This window comes from Halopseudomonas salina, from assembly GCF_008641105.1.
Genome location: NZ_VTTI01000011.1, coordinates 145,484 through 163,340, shown reverse-complemented (window position 1 = coordinate 163,340; position 17,857 = coordinate 145,484). Strand labels below are relative to the sequence as shown.

19 protein-coding genes and 1 pseudogene are annotated in these 17,857 nt (G+C 55.7%); 14 read left to right on the top strand and 6 right to left on the bottom strand.

Annotated features, from left to right (window positions below):
* Positions 1-79 precede the first annotated feature (79 nt).
* The 5 genes and pseudogenes from FZF01_RS16280 to FZF01_RS16260 all read left to right on the top strand — a co-directional run.
* A pseudogene (locus FZF01_RS16280) lies at positions 80-733 on the top strand (transposase); the annotation flags it as partial.
* A gap of 845 nt (positions 734-1,578) precedes the next feature.
* Positions 1,579-1,857 carry a peptidylprolyl isomerase gene (locus FZF01_RS16275; RefSeq protein WP_150279133.1) on the top strand — a complete coding sequence of 93 codons (279 nt, stop codon included), beginning with the start codon at positions 1,579-1,581 and terminating at the stop codon, positions 1,855-1,857.
* Positions 1,858-2,034: 177 nt separating this feature from the next.
* Positions 2,035-3,000 carry a transcription termination factor Rho gene (rho, locus tag FZF01_RS16270; RefSeq protein ID WP_150279132.1) on the top strand — a complete coding sequence of 322 codons (966 nt, stop codon included), beginning with the start codon at positions 2,035-2,037 and terminating at the stop codon, positions 2,998-3,000.
* A gap of 175 nt (positions 3,001-3,175) precedes the next feature.
* Positions 3,176-3,802, top strand: a complete 627-nt coding sequence (locus FZF01_RS16265) for a uracil-DNA glycosylase (RefSeq protein ID WP_150279131.1) — start codon at positions 3,176-3,178, stop codon at positions 3,800-3,802.
* Between the two features lie 38 nt (positions 3,803-3,840).
* Positions 3,841-4,323, top strand: coding sequence for a DUF6998 domain-containing protein (locus FZF01_RS16260; protein WP_150279130.1), 483 nt, complete (start codon positions 3,841-3,843; stop codon positions 4,321-4,323).
* 36 nt (positions 4,324-4,359) lie between these two features.
* Here FZF01_RS16260 and FZF01_RS16255 read toward each other — a convergent pair whose 3' ends face one another.
* From FZF01_RS16255 to FZF01_RS16245, 4 genes are all read right to left on the bottom strand, one after another.
* Positions 4,360-5,496, bottom strand: a complete 1,137-nt coding sequence (locus FZF01_RS16255; RefSeq protein ID WP_150279129.1) for a toxic anion resistance protein — start codon at positions 5,494-5,496, stop codon at positions 4,360-4,362.
* 12 nt (positions 5,497-5,508) lie between these two features.
* The gene (locus FZF01_RS16250; protein ID WP_188434483.1) at positions 5,509-6,342 is read right to left on the bottom strand and encodes a 5-bromo-4-chloroindolyl phosphate hydrolysis family protein; all 834 of its coding nucleotides are present in this window, start codon (positions 6,340-6,342) and stop codon (positions 5,509-5,511) included.
* 7 nt (positions 6,343-6,349) lie between these two features.
* On the bottom strand, positions 6,350-6,484 hold the full coding sequence (locus tag FZF01_RS19705) for a hypothetical protein (RefSeq protein ID WP_263363794.1): 135 nt from the start codon (positions 6,482-6,484) through the stop codon (positions 6,350-6,352).
* Positions 6,485-6,773: 289 nt separating this feature from the next.
* Entirely contained in the window at positions 6,774-6,980 is a 207-nt protein-coding gene (locus FZF01_RS16245; protein WP_150279127.1) for a cold-shock protein, read from the bottom strand.
* Positions 6,981-7,272: 292 nt separating this feature from the next.
* Between FZF01_RS16245 and FZF01_RS16240 the strand changes: the two genes are divergently transcribed.
* The 4 genes from FZF01_RS16240 to FZF01_RS16225 all read left to right on the top strand — a co-directional run bounded on the left by FZF01_RS16240 (position 7,273) and on the right by FZF01_RS16225 (position 10,766).
* Entirely contained in the window at positions 7,273-8,613 is a 1,341-nt protein-coding gene (locus tag FZF01_RS16240; protein ID WP_150279126.1) for an MFS transporter, read from the top strand.
* 147 nt (positions 8,614-8,760) lie between these two features.
* On the top strand, positions 8,761-9,051 hold the full coding sequence (locus FZF01_RS16235; protein WP_150279125.1) for a DUF1330 domain-containing protein: 291 nt from the start codon (positions 8,761-8,763) through the stop codon (positions 9,049-9,051).
* A 92-nt stretch (positions 9,052-9,143) separates the two neighbouring features.
* On the top strand, positions 9,144-9,842 hold the full coding sequence (locus FZF01_RS16230) for a tRNA (adenine(22)-N(1))-methyltransferase (protein ID WP_150279124.1): 699 nt from the start codon (positions 9,144-9,146) through the stop codon (positions 9,840-9,842).
* Between the two features lie 54 nt (positions 9,843-9,896).
* The gene (locus FZF01_RS16225; RefSeq protein WP_150279123.1) at positions 9,897-10,766 is read left to right on the top strand and encodes an acyl-CoA thioesterase; all 870 of its coding nucleotides are present in this window, start codon (positions 9,897-9,899) and stop codon (positions 10,764-10,766) included.
* A gap of 4 nt (positions 10,767-10,770) precedes the next feature.
* On the opposite strand, the gene FZF01_RS16220 is transcribed toward FZF01_RS16225, so the two are convergent.
* Positions 10,771-11,907 carry a cytochrome b gene (locus tag FZF01_RS16220; protein WP_150279122.1) on the bottom strand — a complete coding sequence of 379 codons (1,137 nt, stop codon included), beginning with the start codon at positions 11,905-11,907 and terminating at the stop codon, positions 10,771-10,773.
* Positions 11,908-12,046: 139 nt separating this feature from the next.
* Between FZF01_RS16220 and FZF01_RS16215 the strand changes: the two genes are divergently transcribed.
* From FZF01_RS16215 to FZF01_RS16200, 4 genes are all read left to right on the top strand, one after another.
* Positions 12,047-12,967: a LysR family transcriptional regulator gene (locus FZF01_RS16215; RefSeq protein ID WP_150279121.1), complete on the top strand. Its 921-nt coding sequence runs from the start codon at positions 12,047-12,049 to the stop codon at positions 12,965-12,967.
* A 168-nt stretch (positions 12,968-13,135) separates the two neighbouring features.
* The gene (locus tag FZF01_RS16210; protein WP_150279120.1) at positions 13,136-14,233 is read left to right on the top strand and encodes an NAD(P)-dependent alcohol dehydrogenase; all 1,098 of its coding nucleotides are present in this window, start codon (positions 13,136-13,138) and stop codon (positions 14,231-14,233) included.
* A 112-nt stretch (positions 14,234-14,345) separates the two neighbouring features.
* Complete coding sequence (locus FZF01_RS16205; protein WP_150279119.1) at positions 14,346-15,578, top strand: META domain-containing protein; 1,233 nt, start codon at positions 14,346-14,348, stop codon at positions 15,576-15,578.
* 115 nt (positions 15,579-15,693) lie between these two features.
* On the top strand, positions 15,694-16,278 hold the full coding sequence (locus FZF01_RS16200) for a DUF6151 family protein (protein WP_150279118.1): 585 nt from the start codon (positions 15,694-15,696) through the stop codon (positions 16,276-16,278).
* Between the two features lie 53 nt (positions 16,279-16,331).
* Here FZF01_RS16200 and FZF01_RS16195 read toward each other — a convergent pair whose 3' ends face one another.
* Positions 16,332-17,267, bottom strand: a complete 936-nt coding sequence (locus FZF01_RS16195) for a LysR substrate-binding domain-containing protein (protein WP_223825542.1) — start codon at positions 17,265-17,267, stop codon at positions 16,332-16,334.
* A 125-nt stretch (positions 17,268-17,392) separates the two neighbouring features.
* Between FZF01_RS16195 and FZF01_RS16190 the strand changes: the two genes are divergently transcribed.
* Entirely contained in the window at positions 17,393-17,722 is a 330-nt protein-coding gene (locus tag FZF01_RS16190; protein ID WP_150279117.1) for a nuclear transport factor 2 family protein, read from the top strand.
* Positions 17,723-17,857 lie beyond the last annotated feature (135 nt).

Genomic DNA, 17,857 nt, shown 5'->3' with positions numbered 1-17,857 from the left:
TGCTCTCGGCAATATCAGTCCAGCAGAGTTTGAGCGCAGATGCGCATAACAGTGTCTACTTTTTGTGGGCAGGACCACCATGTACGATGCCTATCAAGCTCAGCTTGAGCTCTGCGATCAGCAAATTGCTCATAGTCTACTGCGACTGTCTCAGCAAAATGTTCCTCCTCGTGAGCCACTGCCTAAGCCCCGCCATCGCACCCGGCAGCCGAATGCGCTCAACTTTGATGTCCGTACTATGCTCTATCAGTTAGTCGGTGTGGACCTGACGCAGATTCACGGTGTTGGACCCTATTTGGCGCTGCGCTTGGTGGCGGAGTGCGGCACTGATCTGAGCCGTTGGCCGACAGCGCATCACTTCACTTCTTGGCTAACCCTGGCGCCTGGCTGTCGAATTAGCGGTGGAAAAGTGCTTTCAGCGCATACGCGCAAGACCAAAAACCGAGTAACAGCGCATTTGCGGTTAGCAGCAGTGACAGTCGGCAGAACCAACACAGCTTTGGGCGCTTTCTACCGGCGCTTGTCAGCGCGAATAGGCAAGGCGAAGGCCGTAACCGCCACTGCCAGAAAGATCGCCATTCTGTTCTATAACGCCATGCGCTTCGGCATGGACTACAAGGATCCTGGCGCTGATCACTATGAACAAAAATATCGTGAGCGTGTAGTGAAAGGGTTACATCGGCGTGCAGCTGAGTTTGGATTCACATTACAGGCTGTTGAAGGTGTTTCTTAGGAAGCTATAACGCCTATAGTCACCCCTGTCAGGACGGAATACGGGTATTTTTTGCATTGCATATTTGACTTGCTTCCGACAGAAGATATATACGAATTTTACTCGAAGAAAGAGAGTGAATTAGAGCGTTCTTATCGGAACATATTGGCAGTCAACCCTTCAAGCGAAGGCTCAACTAAGTATGGCGAAGGTAAGTTACATTGGTGGATTCGGTATGTAGCTGTACCGTTGGCTTGCAGCGGGGCAATTGCTACCGTGTTAGCGAAGTACTTACTTAGATGAAGGCATACGATTTATCTGAACTGGCTGCCATCTTAGCCTCCCCACGATATACGTCGCTGTCGGTATTCATATGCAGTAAAGTAAAGGCCTCCGAACATCCGGGCGGTGGCGACCCAGCCCCCGATATGTACCCGGACAATTAGGGCCTGTGCTCCTAGATCAGAAACGCCCAAATAAAGGGGCATCTCACTTCTTGCATCAGGAACGCGATTCTAAGGTTTTGGAAGCTAGGCTTTGGTTAAGCGAACCCGGGGGTCAGGTCTTGCCTTTTGCCCTCCCCCGAAACAAATGGGGTCAGATGAACATTTCCCGAGGGATAAAAATGCAATTATTTTATGAGTATGCATTTAATTTTTGCTTATTTCTCAGTTTGTTAGCATCAGTAATCTTGGCGACATCTGTCAGTAATCAATGGGGTCAGAGTTGTTGATCGCGTTTGGCTAATTGGGGTCAGATGAAAATTTACCGAAAATCTTTATTTAAAATCTTTATCTGACCCCAATTTCTCTAGCGGCGCTCTGATCAGGCATAATTCACTGCCTGTTACCTTTGAGGATGCCCCCATGCCCGTCGCCATGGCTCGCCATATTCTGGTAAAAACCGAAGCCGAAGCCGCCGCACTCAAGCAGCGTATTGCCGCAGGCGAAGCCTTTGATGTGCTGGCAAAGAAGCACTCCACCTGCCCATCAAAGAAACGTGGCGGCGATCTAGGTGAAGTAAGACCGGGGCAGATGACCAAGGCGATTGACCAGATCATTTTCAAAAAGCCAATGAAAGTGGTACACGGGCCTGTGAAAACCCAGTTTGGCTATCACCTGGTACAGGTTTTTTACCGCGACTGAGAGTCGCTACCCCCACAAACGGGGGTCAGATACCCTCTTGCCTTTTGCAATGCCGGGACGGCCGGTATGGCAAAAAGCCAGACCTGACCTTGATCACCACTCACGTTATACGTCTCGAGCCGGAGCGTTAGATGGCCGTTTCGAAAAATATCTATCAAAAAAGAGCTTCAGACTGCCATGACGAGAACGACATTAGGTTTAACCCGCAAACGAAATAAAGACGCTGAACCAGTGGCCAAGGAAGCCGAAGCTGTGTTTGAGGCTGATCCAAAAAAACGTTTTTTAAACGGTGTGGTTATCAATCCAGCGCCGGGGATTCGCTTGGAGTCAGGTTCAGAAAAACTCACGGTGCGTGCGATGGATTTGATCACGCCGATTGGAATGGGGCAGCGTGGTTTGATCGTTGCACCGCCGGGATCTGGAAAATCGACGATATTAAAAGATATTTGCCAGGCGGTAGGAAAGGCGTATCCCGAGATAAAACTTTACGCGCTATTGATAGATGAGCGACCCGAAGAGGTCACTGATTTCAAGCGTAGCGTCCCGGCTGAGGTACACGCTTCTTCTTCGGATGAAAGCTATGCTCATCACGTTCGCGTTGCCGATGAGCTTCTTGATATCGCCCGCCAGCAAGCTGGCGAGGGTCACAACGTCATGATTGTGATTGATTCCCTCACCAGGCTTTCGCGTGTGCATAACGCACAGCAAAAGAGCAGCGGTCGTACTATGTCTGGCGGGGTTGATGCCCGAGCCATGGAGATTCCGCGGAGGTTGTTTGGCGCTGCACGAAACATTGAGAATGGCGGCTCGCTTACCATTCTGGCAACCGTTTTGGTTGATACCGGCAGCCGTATGGACCAGGTTATATTTGAGGAATTCAAGGGTACGGGGAACATGGAGCTGGTGTTATCAAGAGACGTTGCGAATCAGCGAGTCTTTCCCGCGCTGGACATTTCGAAAAGCAGTACACGCCGCGAAGAGCTGCTATTGGATCCGAAAGATTTAGATAAAACAAGAGCGTTGCGCCGGGCGCTTGGCGGTCTCAAACCGCTAGAGGGCACAAAAAAGCTGGTTGAGCTGCTGGAAAAGTACCCCTCAAATGCCGAGCTACTGAAAAACATCCCCGGGACGCCCATAAATTGAATCCGCGGAATCTGCATGGCGCTCGCTGTAGAGGCACGAAAACTGGGGTCAGGTCTTGCCTTTTGTCCTCCCCCGAACCGGTGGCTGCCCCTTTTTTAAGGAAAAGGGGACAGATTTATTTAATCGCTTCCTAGCAGCGATATCGGGTAATTTTGATTCATCCTCAGGAGAAGCAATGGACTGCCCGAAGCTATTAAGTGACGTCATGGCTGTGCAAGCACGGTTATCGCAGGTCCACGATGCACACATGGCTCCACTCACGAGCTTCGTTCATCGTCTTCGCTCAAGCATGGGACCTGAAGCAGCCATTCCGTATATGGATCCATGGGACGCTGGCGTTGATGCTGAAGTCTTGTTTTTGCTGGAAGCACCAGGGCCCAAAGCCAGAAATTCCGGGTTTGTCTCGATGAATAACCCGGATGAAACAGCGAAGAATATCTTCATTACTGTTCAAGACGCAGGAGTGGTACGCAAGCGAATCCTTCTGTGGAATACGGTGCCTTGGTATATAGGCTCAGGCCGAAAAATTCGCCCTGCCAATTCAGCCGACATTGCCGCAGGCATTCCGTCCCTCAACGAACTGCTCCAGCTTCTCCCGCAGTTGCGCGCCATCGTACTGATCGGTAGCAAGGCGCAGAAAGCTCTCACGCATATCCAAAATAACGCGCCGCACCTTAAAGTATTCTTGAGCCCGCATCCAAGCCCGATGTTCGTTAATCGAAAGCCTGAAAACCGCGAAAAGCTGCTCGGGTGCTGGCGCGACGTGGGGGCCTTTCTGCGACATAGTGACAGCCAGGTCTGATGACACCCCACTTCACCCCAGCCGAGCCGTAAACCTCAATGATTGATCACAACAAACTCCAGAGCCTGGTCAAACAGCTTTATGCAACCGTCCATGAGCTGGAGGCGATGTTTCCTGGCAGGCACTTCACGCCTGATGGCCATATGGTGGGCAGCCTGGGTGAGTGTCTGGTGGCCGATGCTTACTGCCTGCAGCTTAGGGGGGCTTCGAACAAAGGCTATGACGCTGTAGCTGAGGATGACCGGCAAGTGGAAATCAAAGCGACGCAAGGTAAGTCAGTGGCGTTCCGAAGCAAGCCCGAGCATGCCATTATCATCAAGATTCTGCCCGACGGCACATTTGAAGAGATTTACAACGGGCCAGGGGCAAGAGTCTGGGAGCAGTTCAAAGGCAAGCGTTTGCCTAGCAATGGGCAGTTTCAGGTGTCACTGACGGTACTCCGCCGGCTGAATCAACTGGTGGCTGAGCCAGACCGCGTACCCCGCGTTGCCAAACCGGATGCAGCGCCTTACTCCGATTGAGCAGCAGGGCACCATAGGACACCAGGGTCAGATACCCTAGCCCGGCTGCTGTGTGCTGCTTGCCTGCGCCGCCCGCAGCGCCTGTTTCAACTCGGTCTCGCACGTGATCAGCTGCTTCTCAGCCTCGACGCGCTGAAGTCGGCCCTCGTTGGCGATGCGCAGTGCGTCGTCGATGGTGGCGATGAGTGCGTCGTTGGCCTGCTTTACAGACCCGATGTCGACGACGCCGCGCTCGACCTGGGTGCGAATGACTTCACTGGAGGTTCGCAGCGCGTCGGCATTCGACGTCAGCAGCTCGTTGGTAAGGTCGGTGGCCTGCTTCAAGGTGGTGCCAGATTCCATTGAGCGCGCGATGGTCACGGCCATGGCCAGCTGCTGGCGCCACAGCGGTATGGTGTTGGCCATGGTCGAGCCGATCTTGCTCACCAGGGCCTTGTCGTTCTCCTGCACCAGGCGGATGGACGGCAGGCTCTGCATAGTCACCTGGCGGGTGAGTTTCAGGTCGTGGACGCGGCGTTCCAGATCGTCGCGCTTGGCGCGCAGATCACGCAGTGCCTGAGCCTGCAGCATTTCGCCGCTGCTCTCAGCGTCACGAGCCAGAGCCGGCAGGGTATCTTCGTCAAGGCGGCGAAGCGATTCCTCTCCGGCGGCGATGTACACCGCTAGCGTCTGGAAGTACGCCAGCGTTTTGTCATAGAGCCGATCGAGCATGCCGATGTCCTTCATCAGCGCGCTCGTGTGGTCATCGAGGCGATTGCTGATGGCGTCGATGTGGCCGCGCACCTCTTCGTACTGCTGCAGGATGCGGGCGATGGGCCGGGCCCGGCCAAGCAGGCGCGCCAGAAAGCCGCGCTTGCGTTTCGGATCGAGCTCCTCCAACGGAAAGCCGCGCAAGGTCGTCACCATCTCGTTCAGCGCCTGACCGGCCGGCCCGGTGTCCTTGTTGCGCACGCCCTCCAGCATTTCGTCGGCCACCATGGTGACTTCACCCTGGGCGGCCGTGCCGAAGAACAGGATGGAGTTGCTGTCGTTGAGGTCGATCTCGGCCAGTGCACGCTCGATATTGGCAAGCTCGGTACCCGTGGCGGCTTGGTAGGTCGTGATCGCGGTATCGGGCAGCGGCAGCCCTACGCTTACACTGGAGCCGTTTGCGCTGGGCGTGGATTCGTTCATGTCATGACCTCCTCAGTTTATGCCTTCACGCTTGAGCCGCGCGTTTAAAACCTCGATCTCGACATCCAGTGTGAGCACGTCGTTTTCCAGCAGCTTCTGGTGCTGCGCCTCGAAAGTCTGTTCCATGTCGACCAGCAGTTGCCGGAAGTTTTGCTCAAGCGGGCGACTACGGATCTGGCGGTGAGTGCGCGCATACTCCACCGTAACCTTCTCGGCGCTGTCGAGGTACAGGTGCAGGAATCGCCGCGCCCGGGCGGCATCGCGCGGATCCCGCTCGATCTCCGCGAGGATTTGCCTGCCGATGCCGATGATCCGTTTCAAGCGCTCGACGAACTCCGGCACGGCAATGGAGCGAGCGGCAGCCTCGATGCCCTGCAGCCGCCCGTAGGCCTGCTTGAGTTGGACGATGACGGCGTCACGGTCTACTCCGGCCACCTCCGGCAGATCGATGCGCTTGCGCTTGGGGTCGCGGCCATAGAAGCAGAAGTAGCCCACCGCCGCCAGCGCAGCAAAAGCGCCGACGCCGGCCAGACCGTGCCCCCCGGCGGCAGCCGCGAGACCGGTGCCGAGCGCGGTGAGGATCGCGCTCACGGTCTTCAGCGGCACTGTCGGCGGATCGAGCTGTTGTCCGAGAAAGAAGCGCGCCTGAGCGACCAGACCTCGCCAGGTGAGCACACCGGCGCCGAAGAATGCAAAGATGGCTCCGCTGATAGCGGCGAGCCGACCGACATCGCCGTCGATGAGAGCCACAAAGAAGGCAATCAACAGCGGAAACGGCAGCAGGAACAGAGCCGCCGATTTCAACACCGGTACCCAGGCCCGGCTCTGGCGTAGCAATTCTTTCATGGTTTGGTCAATCTTCCGTGAATTCCAGAGCCGCCGGTAGCGACGGCAGCTCGGCCCCATGGAACACCGCCTGGCAGCTCGCCACGGTGATGGTAGCCGTCAGCAGAAGCAGTCCGAGGACGCGGAGCGGAAATCGAGCCATTGATGCCTCTGATGATGTGTATGGGAAGGTGTTTAAGAAGATCTACAGGAAGCAAAGAAGTTATCTTCAAACCAGGGTGCTGTCCAGTTGCATGACAGGCCACCCGCGCAACAGTCCCACGTATTCAACAATCGCCAAAGCGCCCGAAAGCCTCTCAATTTCTGTCCTTGGTAACAGGGCTCAGACGGTAATGACTGAAGAACTGCGCCGTACCCACAAAAAAAGGCAGCTCCCGTCAGGGAGCCGCCTTTTTTAGAACATCAGCGCCAGGGCGCCGCGCCAAACTATCTTAAATAGCTTGAATGTTCTCTGCCTGAAGGCCTTTCTGGCCTTGAGTCACGTTGAAGCTAACACTTTGGCCTTCGTTCAGGGTTTTGAAACCTGAGCCGACGATGGCGCTGAAGTGAGCAAAAACGTCTGCTCCAGACTCTTGCTCAATAAAACCGAAACCTTTTGCTTCGTTGAACCACTTAACCGTACCAGTTACTGCTGACATTATCGTACCTACAAATATATTATTGATGGTCCAGTTGGACCGATGCTGCCGGAAAGATTCTATTACTAAAAGACGGGACGATTACATGCTGCGGAGTTGTTAACTACTGGCAGGGATCGAGCGGTTTTACAATATAAATCATAACTTCCTAACGCGGCCAATCGTACAGCACATACCGTTTGTGTCAATATTTATATTTCAAGATAAACATAACCTGGGTAAGGATGCAGCCTGAAGCTGTCTAATCAGGTACGCTTGGCAACAACGCTGCTCCGCCGCCAAGGACTCCATAATGCAAACGACTGAACTGGCTCCTAAAAGCGAAATTTTCGGCTGGGGAATGTTCGACTTCGCCAACCAGGGTTATACCCTGCTGATCATTACCGTGATCTACGGCGACCTCTTTACCCGCGTCATTGTCGGCGATGCGCCGGACTACCGTCTGGGCAATCTGTTCTGGAGTTTGGCTCTGGCCGCCAGCTATCTGATGGTGGTGGTCGCCAACCCGCTCTGCGGCGCGATCATGGATTATTCGGCCAGTCGCAAACGCTTTCTGTTTGCCAGCTACCTGCTCACGGTATTTACCACCGCCCTGCTCTATTTCGTCGAACCTGGCTGGATTGCAGTAGCAATGCTGCTGATCCTGCTGTCGAACTTCGCCTATTCAATGGGCGAAGGTTTCATTTCCAGTTTTCTGACTGACCTTGGCCCACGCCAGGCATTGGGCTGGATCTCCGGCCTTGGCTGGGGCATGGGTTATATCGGCGGCTTGATCGCCACCGCTTTCACCTTGTTCTTTCTCGGCGACGTGACTCTTGAAAACTACAACACCATTCGCTGGGTCGGCCCTTTTGCCGGGATCTTTTTTCTGCTGGCGGCTATTCCGACCTTCCTCTGGGTACGCGAGCGAGGAACAGCGCAAAAGCTTCCGCCTGGCCAAGGTCTGATGGAAGTGGGCGTGGCCCGCATCAAGCGCACCCTGGCAGAGATTCAGCAGTTTCGCGATCTGCGCACCTTGCTGATATCGATTTTTTTCGCCATGGCCGGCATCTACATCATCATCGCCTTCTCGTTCATCTACGGCGCCCAGGTTATCGGCTGGGACGAAGCGGTACGCAATTACATGTTCGTGACGGTACAGGTCACTGCGGCCATCGGTGCTATCGGCTTTGGCTTCATCCAAAGCCGCATAGGCGCACGCACCACCTACATCATTTCGCTGCTGCTCTGGCTGTTGGCCATTGTGGCGATCTGGCAGACGCCCGCCTTCACCGCCCTGCTCGGCCGCTGGTTTGGTGTGGATTGGCAGGCGCAGTATGTGTTCCTGTTCGCGGGCGTTCTGGCGGGCACCAGCCTGGGCTCCTCCCAGTCTGCCGGGCGCGCCCTGGTTGGCGTGCTGACGCCCAATGGCAAATCAGCCGAGTTTTTCGGTTTCTGGGGCATGTCGTCGAAACTGGCAGCGGTGTTCGGCATCGTCGGGCTGGGGTTGATTCAATGGGCCTTTGGTCTGGCCGACGCCATTCTGTTCTGCCTGGTACTGTTCGTGATTGCGATCATCTGTGTGTTGCCGGTCAATGAAGCCCGGGGTACACAGGTAGCAGACAACTGGCGCGAGGATGCGCCGAGCAATTAAGTGCCGTGCCTGGCAACTCAGTCCTTGCCGCCAGTGCAGGAAAATCAGGACGACCAGCAAGGAACCAGACAAACCCGCACACATCGGGCCAATGTTCTTCTGGACCTGCTTACGCTAAAATCCAAGCAAATTCAGGAGAAAAACACCATGTCCGTTTATATAATTGCCAGATTTAAAATTCATGATCGTAGCGAGTACGATCAATATGAAGCCGGCTTCGCAGAGGTCTTCAAGAAATTCGACGGGAAGCTATTGAGTGTCGATGAAGATCCAACGGTATTAATGGGCGAATGGGATGATACTCGGTCGGTTATTATTGAGTTCCCATCGAAAAAGTCGGCTTTAGCCTGGATGACATCGGCTGAGTATCAAGCTATATCGAAGCACCGTAACGCCGGAAGTACAGCGAACTCTATATTAGTGAAGGGATTGGAATAATCAGTAACTGGGGTCAGATAAGCTTTTACCGGAAACTTTATCTGCCCCCAATCACCCCGCGCACTTTCCCGCCATGCGCCCCAGGCCCCATCGTGAAACTCAGCAAACGCCTCAAACAAATCAGATCCATGGTCCCGCCCGGTTATACCCACATATGGGACTGCTGTTGTGATCACGGCTTGCTAGGGGCAGCGCTGCTCTTCGATCAGGCGGCACCGCACATCCACTTTGTTGACGTGCTGCCCGGGCTGATCAATCAGTTGAACGAAAAACTCCAGCGCTTTTATCCAGTAGCAGATTACAGCTGGCATACCCACTGCCTGGACACTGCCGCATTGCCGCTGGAGCACTATCCCGGCAAACACCTGATCATCATTGCCGGCGTGGGTGGAGAGCTGATTACGCGCTTTATTCAGGAGATTCATCGCACGCATCCCGGCGCCCAGCTCGATTTCCTGCTCTGCCCGGTTCATCAGGAATACGATCTGCGCCAGCAATTAATTGCTCTGGATTTCAGGCTAAAAGAGGAAGTGCTGCTGAGCGACAACCAGCGTTTTTATGAGGTATTGCTCGTCTCGGCAGACCAGAAGGGAATTGCCGAGTGGCATAAGATCAGCCCCGTGGGCGATAAGATCTGGCAGGCAGGTACTCCCGCGCAGGAGAGCATTGCAAGGCGTTACCTGCACAAGACGCTGAAGCACTATCAGAACAGCCAAAAGGGCAGTGCAGACAATGCGCGAGAGGCTATTGATGCTTATCGCGCGGTCACAATCAGCACCGGCGGTCTGTGATAAAGTCCTGCTCGGCCTTGGCCCTCTCCCCCATTGGCACGAGACCCTGCCCCCATGAACGAACCGAAACGCAAGACCCTGCTGTCCGATCTGCTGGGCGTAGACCAGATCGACGAGACCCGCTTTATTGGACATCGCCGTGAGGGCGATCACGGCCGCATCTTCGGCGGAGAGGTACTGGCCCAGGCGCTGATGGCGGCCTCTAACACGGTGGCTCCTGAGAAACAGGTCCATTCGGCCCACAACTATTTCATGCGTCCCGGCGACAGCGACCTGCCGATCCACTATGAAGTCTTCGCCGACCTGGACGGTCGTAGCTTCAGCAACCGCCGAGTCGTTGCCCGTCAGAATGACAAACCGATCTTCAGCCTGACGGCTTCGTTTCAAGCGCTCGAGCCAGGACTGGCCCATCAACAACCGCGGCCAGAGGCGCAGGGGCCCGAAGGCTTGCCTAATGAGCAGGATCTGGCCCGGGCGCACGCAGAGCAACTCCCCGAGAAGCTTTACCATGCTCTGATCCGGGAGCGCCCCTTCGAGGTCCGCCCAGTCAGCGGTGAGGCGAGCTTTATGACTGTCGAGCCCATGGACCAGCAAAAGACGTGGTTTCGCTGTCGCGAGTCGATAGGGAGCGACGCGGCATTGCAGCGAGCCATTCTGGCCTATGCGTCGGATCTGTCCTTGCTCAGCACCTGCTTGCGACCCCATGGAATGACCTGGCGCCATTCTCAAATACGTTCTGCCAGCATCGACCACGCGGTCTGGTTCCACGCCGCCGAGATTCGAACCGAGGACTGGCTGCTGTATGTCATGGACAGCCCCTGGTCCGGTGCCTCGCGCGGACTGAACCGAGGCAGTATCTTTACCCGGGATGGGCAGTTGGTCGCCTCGGTAGCACAGGAAGGCCTGATCAGACTGGTGGAGTGAGCCGTCAGCCCACCATGCGTTTGAACGCAGCGCTATGCTTGTCCACAAAGTGATGCTTTAAAGCGCCCAGGATATGCGCACCTAGAATGATATACAGCAAGTAAGGCAGCAGGTACTTGTGCAGGGTGCCCCAAATGATGGTCGCGGTATCGCTGGGTGCCCACAGCGGCGGCAATTCCCAGATAAAAAAGAAGGTGGGATAACCATGGAAGCTGGTCATGACAAATCCGGTGACCGGTATCGCAATCATCATGCCGTACAAAGCGATATGCACCCCGTGCGCGAGTTTACGCTCGTAGGGCTTGAGCGACGGGTCCAGTTCGGGGCGTTTCGATATCCGATTCCAGACCAGGCGCGTGAGCAGCAAAGCAAAGACAACGACGCCCAGAGTTTTATGCACCACATAGTAGGCGTTCCGATACTCGGTGCCTTCGGGAATGATAGACGCGAAAATCCCCATCGGTATAAGCGCCAGAAAGAGTATTGCTATCGTCCAGTGCAGGAAGCGAGATACGCGTCCGTAGCGCTGTTGCTCATTTTCCATTGATAAAATCAGTGTCTTGTTACTGGCAAACTGCCTGCGGGCCACAAGCAGTAAAAACAATCCAGCCAGCAAGGCAATACTGCCTTGTATCCAGAGCAAAGCCGGTTTGGCTGAGTCCAGGGGTGTTTGGTTCGGTTTGGGGTTTTCCAGGAACCCTGAGCCAATCACAAACCAGAAAAACCAGGCAGCAACAGCCAGACAACCGGATGCTGACAAGATGCTCCCAAACCCTCGCACTATTGGAGCTTGATAATTTAATGCCCAGGCGGTGGAAACCGATAGCAGAAGAATTGCCAGGGCCGTCCAGCTGTCTATATCTCCGGCTATTCGTGGCGAAGGTCCATGGCCACCTGCCGCCAAATTGAGAGCATTTTCAGCATGGCCGATGCTCGGCCACACCAGAGTCGTTAACAATAAGAGGGAAGCCATTACGTAAGGCGTGAGCTTTTTCAGCAGTTCAGGCGCCTGAACCAGGTGCTCTGGTATCGCTAAACCGTGAATATTGCCGCGCTTCTTGTTCAAGGGTATGAACAGATCTGGCCCGATAGAGTTGCCGGAAGGATGGGCAACGGGTTGGATTTTTATAAAAGTGCTCATGGGCGTCTCCAGTTTTTATCTTGAGCGTGAGGTAAGCAGTATTCCTGACCTATTCACGTATAAAAACGGCCCATTCTGGGTAATACTATTGCTATAAAAGCAATAGAACCGATGTGACGGATCAAACCCGGGAAGCCCCATGGATCAGCTCAAAGCGCTGCGCTACTTCTGCAAAGTAGTGGAAACCAGCAGTTTTACCCAAGCAGCAAAGGCCTACTCAGTCCCACCGTCGTCGTTGTCGAGGCGTGTTGCCGACCTGGAGGGTAGCCTGGGAGCAAACTTGTTGAAGCGGACGACTCGCGTGGTGCAGCCTACCGAGATCGGCAAGATGTACTACGAGCAGGTGCAGGACATTCTGCATCAACTGGACCAGATTGACGAAGCCGTGCGTAGCTACCAGGCAAGACCCATGGGCCAGCTGCGCATTAGCGCGATGGCCGGCTTTGGTGAAAGCAAGGTGCTTCCCTTACTGGACGAATTCAGGACCCTTTTTCCGGAGGTCATCCTGGATGTAAGTCTCACCGATGAAGTGATGACCCTGGGCAGGGATGAGGTCGACATCGCCATCCGGGGTGGGTATGCGCCGAATGAGCGGGTGCAGGCAATCCGACTCATGGACAATGAATTCATTCTGGTGGCGGCGCCCTCCTACATCGAGCAGATGGGGGCCCCGGAATCCGTATTGGAACTACGCCACCACAAAGGGCTGTATTTTCGAACGCCCACCGGCCCAAACCCCTGGCTTTGTAAAATCGAAGAGGAGTGGCGCGATGTGTCGGCGCCGGCATTCGCGATTTCCAACAACGGGAACTGGCTAGGACAACAAGCGGTTGCCGGGAAAGGGATCATGATGGCGCCGCGCTGGTCGCTCGCCCCCTCGCTGGAAGACGGATCGCTGTGTGAGGTAATTCTCGATCACCCCTTGCATGTGACACAGAATCCCCGACTGGCGATATTTCTTCTATATCAGAAGCAACGCTACCATGTGCCGAAGGTCAAAGTGGCCGTTGATTTTCTGGTGTCGCGGTTACGCAGCATTGATCTGCCAACCATGAGATAAATGGACTGAATGGAGACTAAATGGGATCAGAGAAAATTGCGGAGGTCACGACGCCCCCTATCGGTTTCATGACCCAGGTCAAGCTTCTAAAAGCCTAAGCGAACTAGGCTTTGAGGGCTCAGGTGAATTACGACCGTGATTCGCCATCCACTATCTGGAGAAACTGCCATGGCTGAGATGATGAGGGCGGCGATCTTTATTGAGCCCGGACGAATCGAACTGGCTGACAAGCCCATTCCAGGCGTAGGCCCTAACGATGCGCTGGTACGTATTACCACCACCACGATCTGCGGCACGGACATTCACATCCTCAAGGGCGAGTACCCGGTAGCGAAAGGCCTGACTATCGGGCACGAGCCTGTCGGTGTGATCGAGAAACTGGGCAGCGCCGTGCAGGGTTACCGCGAAGGCCAGCGCGTGATTGCCGGCGCCATTTGTCCGAACTTCAACTCCTATGCCGCGCAGGATGGCCTCGCTTCACAGGATGGAAGCTACCTGACCGCTGAGGGCAAGTGCGGCTGCCACGGTTACAAGGCTACAGCCGGCTGGCGCTTCGGCAATATCATCGACGGCACCCAGGCCGAGTACGTACTGGTGCCCGATGCGCAGGCCAACCTGGCGCCCATCCCGGATGGCCTGACTGACGAACAGGTGCTGATGTGCCCGGACATTATGTCCACCGGCTTCAAGGGCGCGGAGAACGCCAATATCAGAATCGGTGATACTGTCGTGGTCTTCGCCCAGGGCCCGATCGGTCTGTGTGCCACCGCCGGCGCTCGACTACTGGGCGCCACCACCATCATCGCAGTGGACGGCAACGACCACCGCCTTGGCATTGCCCGCCAACTCGGCGCCGACATCACCCTTGATTACCGCAACTGCGATGTAGTGGAAGAAGTCATGAAGCTCACCGGCGGGCGAGGCGCAGACGCGTCAATCGAAGCGCTCGGCACCCAGCAGACGTTCGCCCAGTCACTGCAGGTACTCAAACCCGGCGGCACGCTCTCCAGTCTGGGGGTGTACTCCGAGAATCTGATCATCCCGCTGGGCGCATTCGCAGCCGGGCTCGGCGATCACAAGATCAATACCGCCCTGTGCCCGGGTGGCAAGGAACGCATGCGGCGCCTGATGAATGTGCTTGAATCAAGCCGGCTGGACCTCGCGCCGCTGGTGACCCACGAGTACGCGTTGGATAAGATTGTGGATGCTTACGAACTGTTTGGCCACCAGCGCGACGGCGTATTGAAAGTGGCGATTAAGCCCTGACCAGCAACAGAGCCGGGTTCAGTGTGCAGCCGGAGCGAGCGCGGAAATATTGACATCTGCGTGAATAAAATAAAGGCTCAGGTACGTCGCATGATTACTTCGGAGAAACCTGATGCGTCTTTTTTCGCTTTTCCTCATATTGACTGTCAGCGTATCGACGGCATCTCATGCCCAAGATCACAGCCGGCAAATTTCCGGGCAGCTCATTTATCTTCCAAGGATCGCCTTACCGCTGGATGCGGAGGTGTCTGTAGCCGCCCAAGGTGCATTTGGTACGCAGTTAGGCTTCAAGCGTTACAAGACCGAAGGCCAGCAGGTGCCGCTACCCTTTTCCCTAGAGGTGCCAAGTGATATCTCGGGCAGTTTACGTGCGGTCATTAGCGTCAACGGTCAGCCCTTGTGGCTCGCGGAGGATGTCGGATTCGCTCGCGGAGCGGAACCTGTCGATTTGGGTGCTATGCGTCTCGAAAGCGTTACACCGCTGTCCTTCGCCAGCCGATTCGACTGTGACGGAACCGAGGCTCTCTTCGGAGTCATCGACAATGACGCCATCATGCGTGTGCACGGACAGGACTACAGGATGGTTGAAACCATCGCAGCGTCCGGCGCGCGGTATGTAGCCGAAGGTGATGACAGGACCGAGTTATGGTCCAAGGGCAAGTCGGCCATGGTCATCGTCGCGGGAGACGAACTGCCTGAATGCACACTGATAGACAAAAGCGCCGAGCCATATAACGCGTCTGGGAACGAGCCGGGCTGGAATCTTGAGATTACAGAGACCCAGGTTGACGTTGTGGCAGATTACGGGGCCTTGACGCGCACGGCTCCGCGCCCCGAGGTGCTGGTCGCACCCGGAACCTATCTGTTCGATATGCCGGGAATCAATGCAAGTCTGACATTGAGGGAGCAGCTTTGTCGCGACAACGCCACCGGCATGCCTCATCCGCACAGGGCAATGCTGAAACTGGACGATCGCGAGTTGCATGGCTGCGGCGGCGACCCGAGCAGTCTGCTGACCGGGGTTGTATGGCAGATCCAAGAAGTAGCTAACAAGGAGGTCATAGACAGCACAACCGTCACCATCGAGTTCAGCGAGGGTGGCCGCGTATCGGGTGGTACGGGGTGCAATCGATTCATGGGCGGGTATGACCTGACCGGAGAGGGACTGACCTTCAGGCAGGTGGGCTCGACGATGATGGCATGCCGAGACGCACTAATGACGCAAGAGCAGGGAGTGCTGGATGCACTGGAACAGGTGCGGCGTTTCGACATCGATGATGCGGGCGCGTTGCTTCTGATCGGAGGACCAGAGGATAACATCCTGCTGACCGCGCACCGCCCCTGAACGGGACCGCACCCGACAGCACGGCCGGGTCTATTCCCGGGTAAGTTGGATTGTCAGTGCAAAGCAAGACCTGTCCGTGAACACCCGTCGGATAAACACTGCAAGGAGCAAGATAATGGATAACCTGGCACTTCAGTGTCGTTGTGGCCAGATAAAAGGCCGCGCTATCAAAGTGAATCCAGCGGACGGTACCCGCGTCATCTGTTACTGCAAGGACTGCCAGGCCTTTGCCCACGCCCTCAAGGCGGGCGCAGAGGTTCTCGACGAGCAAGGCGGTACCGACATCTACCAGTTGCCGCCTGCACGCGTGCAAATTCAACAGGGCCTGGAACAGATTCGCTGCCTGCGCCTGAGCGAAAAAGGTCTTTATCGCTGGTATGCCGGCTGCTGTAACACTCCCCTGTGCAATAGCCTGGCGCCTCGGGTGCCGATGATTGGGTTAATCCACAGCTTTATTGTCGATCCTGAACGCGAAGCCAAGCTTGGTCCGGTACGCGCTTGTGTCAATCTGCGTGGGGCGACTGGTCAAATACCCAAAAGCCAGTTGGATGCGGCACCCGCACGTGGCTATGTTGGCAAGCTCCTGATGAAAATCATTGGCTGGAAACTCAGCGGTCAAGGGCGACCCAACCCCTTGTTCAACACCAAAGGGGAGCCGCTGGCTAGCCCGCATATTTTACGCCCGGACGAGAAGATATGAGCTCTTCATTACCATCACCGCCAGGCCGAAGCTGATAAAAAAGCGGGGCAGGTCTATAAGTTGCTAACCTGGCATCGGGCGAATTCAGTAAAGGCCTTGAGTGCGGCGGAAGGATTGCGCCGGTTGGGGTAGTACAGGCAGAGCGAGTCCCGCGGCGGCGTCCAGTCTCTCAGCACCTGGACGAACTGTCCCGTCTCGATCTCGGTCCGGACGTCGCACGCCATAAAAAAGCCAAGCCCCACGCTCTCCAGAACGGCCGCTTTCGCCAGGCTCGGTTCGTCGAGGGTCAATTGTCCGGTGACATCGATTCTAAGCGCCTCGCCGTTGCCCTCGAACAACCACGGATAGGAGGCGCCGTTGGGCAGACGGATACGGATGCAGGGGAAGTACAGCAGATCCGCAGGCGTTTCAGGTAAGCCGTATTTTTCCAGAAAGGCGGGCGAGGCAACCACAGCATTGCCCTGCGGCCGCCCGAGTGGAATAGCGATCATGTCGCGGGGAACCAGGTGCCGCGCTCGTACCCCCAGATCAAACCCTTCAGCGACGATGTCCACCAGGCGACCTTCGGTCATTAGGTCAATTTCCACCTTCGGGTGTTGCCGCATAAAGTTCAGCACGAGGGGCGAGAGGATTTCCCTCGCCGCGCTTGCGAATGTATTGATGCGCAATGTGCCTGAGGGGATTGTGCTATGCGAGCGCACATAGTCGAGAGCGCTGTGCATGTCTTGTAATACCGGCCCAACTCGGTCGACGAATATCCCTCCAGCTTCGGTCAACGCCACGCTGCGCGTAGTTCGATTGAACAGCCGCGTGTCCAATCCGCCTTCGAGTCTGGCAATGGTGTTGCTGAGTGCGGTGGCCGACATATCCACATCAATCGCTGCTGCACGAAACGAGCCACGGCTCGCAACGGCCAGGGCAGCTTCCAGCTCCAGCAGAGTTGGTCGATAACGTGACATAAGACCATCCTGTTTTTCGGGATAGGTCATTGCACTTTATCCTAATTGTCGAACTTATTCCCTAGCCTTAATATAGTTGCAAGACCTGTTGGTAAGGGCGGCATGACGTTTCAGCTGCCCCGGCGGGACTTTCCAACCGTTATAGGAGATAGGCGATGAACATCCAGCTACCTGATGCAGTAACCCTCTTTTTTGAAATTTCCAATGGAGCTGATCCGTCGCGAGTGGCTGATTGCTTTGCGGTGGACGCCAACGTCATCGACGAAGAAAAGAAGCACCAGGGGATCAAGGCCATCGAGTCCTGGCAACGCCAGGTCCGGGAGGCCTTCTCATTCACGGTAACGCCGCTTAGTGCCTCCAGTGCGGGAAATCACCTCACTGTCGAAGCGCGGATCGTTGGAGACTTCCCCGGGAGCCCGCTTGAGCTCGATCACCTGTTCGTTCTTAAAAATGACCGGATTCAATCGCTGGAGATACGGCCATGATGGATATCCAACTAGGCAAAACCAGGGTTCGTTGAAAACCAGGAGTCTGGCCTTGCCTCTTACCCTCCCCCGCATCAGTGGTTGCACGGCGATAAATTCATCGACAACCACTTTGGCTTGCACTATTTCCAGGTA

What these genes read in the sequence shown, in the direction of transcription:
- FZF01_RS16275 (WP_150279133.1), top strand. Translation starts at nt 1,579, where the DNA reads ATGCCCGTCGCCATGGCTCGCCATATTCTGGTAAAAACCGAAGCCGAA.
- rho (WP_150279132.1), top strand. Translation starts at nt 2,035, where the DNA reads ATGACGAGAACGACATTAGGTTTAACCCGCAAACGAAATAAAGACGCT.
- FZF01_RS16265 (WP_150279131.1), top strand. Translation starts at nt 3,176, where the DNA reads ATGGACTGCCCGAAGCTATTAAGTGACGTCATGGCTGTGCAAGCACGG.
- FZF01_RS16260 (WP_150279130.1), top strand. Translation starts at nt 3,841, where the DNA reads ATGATTGATCACAACAAACTCCAGAGCCTGGTCAAACAGCTTTATGCA.
- FZF01_RS16255 (WP_150279129.1), bottom strand. Translation starts at nt 5,496, where the DNA reads ATGAACGAATCCACGCCCAGCGCAAACGGCTCCAGTGTAAGCGTAGGG.
- FZF01_RS16250 (WP_188434483.1), bottom strand. Translation starts at nt 6,342, where the DNA reads ATGAAAGAATTGCTACGCCAGAGCCGGGCCTGGGTACCGGTGTTGAAA.
- FZF01_RS19705 (WP_263363794.1), bottom strand. Translation starts at nt 6,484, where the DNA reads ATGGCTCGATTTCCGCTCCGCGTCCTCGGACTGCTTCTGCTGACGGCT.
- FZF01_RS16245 (WP_150279127.1), bottom strand. Translation starts at nt 6,980, where the DNA reads ATGTCAGCAGTAACTGGTACGGTTAAGTGGTTCAACGAAGCAAAAGGT.
- FZF01_RS16240 (WP_150279126.1), top strand. Translation starts at nt 7,273, where the DNA reads ATGCAAACGACTGAACTGGCTCCTAAAAGCGAAATTTTCGGCTGGGGA.
- FZF01_RS16235 (WP_150279125.1), top strand. Translation starts at nt 8,761, where the DNA reads ATGTCCGTTTATATAATTGCCAGATTTAAAATTCATGATCGTAGCGAG.
- FZF01_RS16225 (WP_150279123.1), top strand. Translation starts at nt 9,897, where the DNA reads ATGAACGAACCGAAACGCAAGACCCTGCTGTCCGATCTGCTGGGCGTA.
- FZF01_RS16220 (WP_150279122.1), bottom strand. Translation starts at nt 11,907, where the DNA reads ATGAGCACTTTTATAAAAATCCAACCCGTTGCCCATCCTTCCGGCAAC.
- FZF01_RS16215 (WP_150279121.1), top strand. Translation starts at nt 12,047, where the DNA reads ATGGATCAGCTCAAAGCGCTGCGCTACTTCTGCAAAGTAGTGGAAACC.
- FZF01_RS16210 (WP_150279120.1), top strand. Translation starts at nt 13,136, where the DNA reads ATGGCTGAGATGATGAGGGCGGCGATCTTTATTGAGCCCGGACGAATC.
- FZF01_RS16205 (WP_150279119.1), top strand. Translation starts at nt 14,346, where the DNA reads ATGCGTCTTTTTTCGCTTTTCCTCATATTGACTGTCAGCGTATCGACG.
- FZF01_RS16200 (WP_150279118.1), top strand. Translation starts at nt 15,694, where the DNA reads ATGGATAACCTGGCACTTCAGTGTCGTTGTGGCCAGATAAAAGGCCGC.
- FZF01_RS16195 (WP_223825542.1), bottom strand. Translation starts at nt 17,267, where the DNA reads ATGACCTATCCCGAAAAACAGGATGGTCTTATGTCACGTTATCGACCA.
- FZF01_RS16190 (WP_150279117.1), top strand. Translation starts at nt 17,393, where the DNA reads ATGAACATCCAGCTACCTGATGCAGTAACCCTCTTTTTTGAAATTTCC.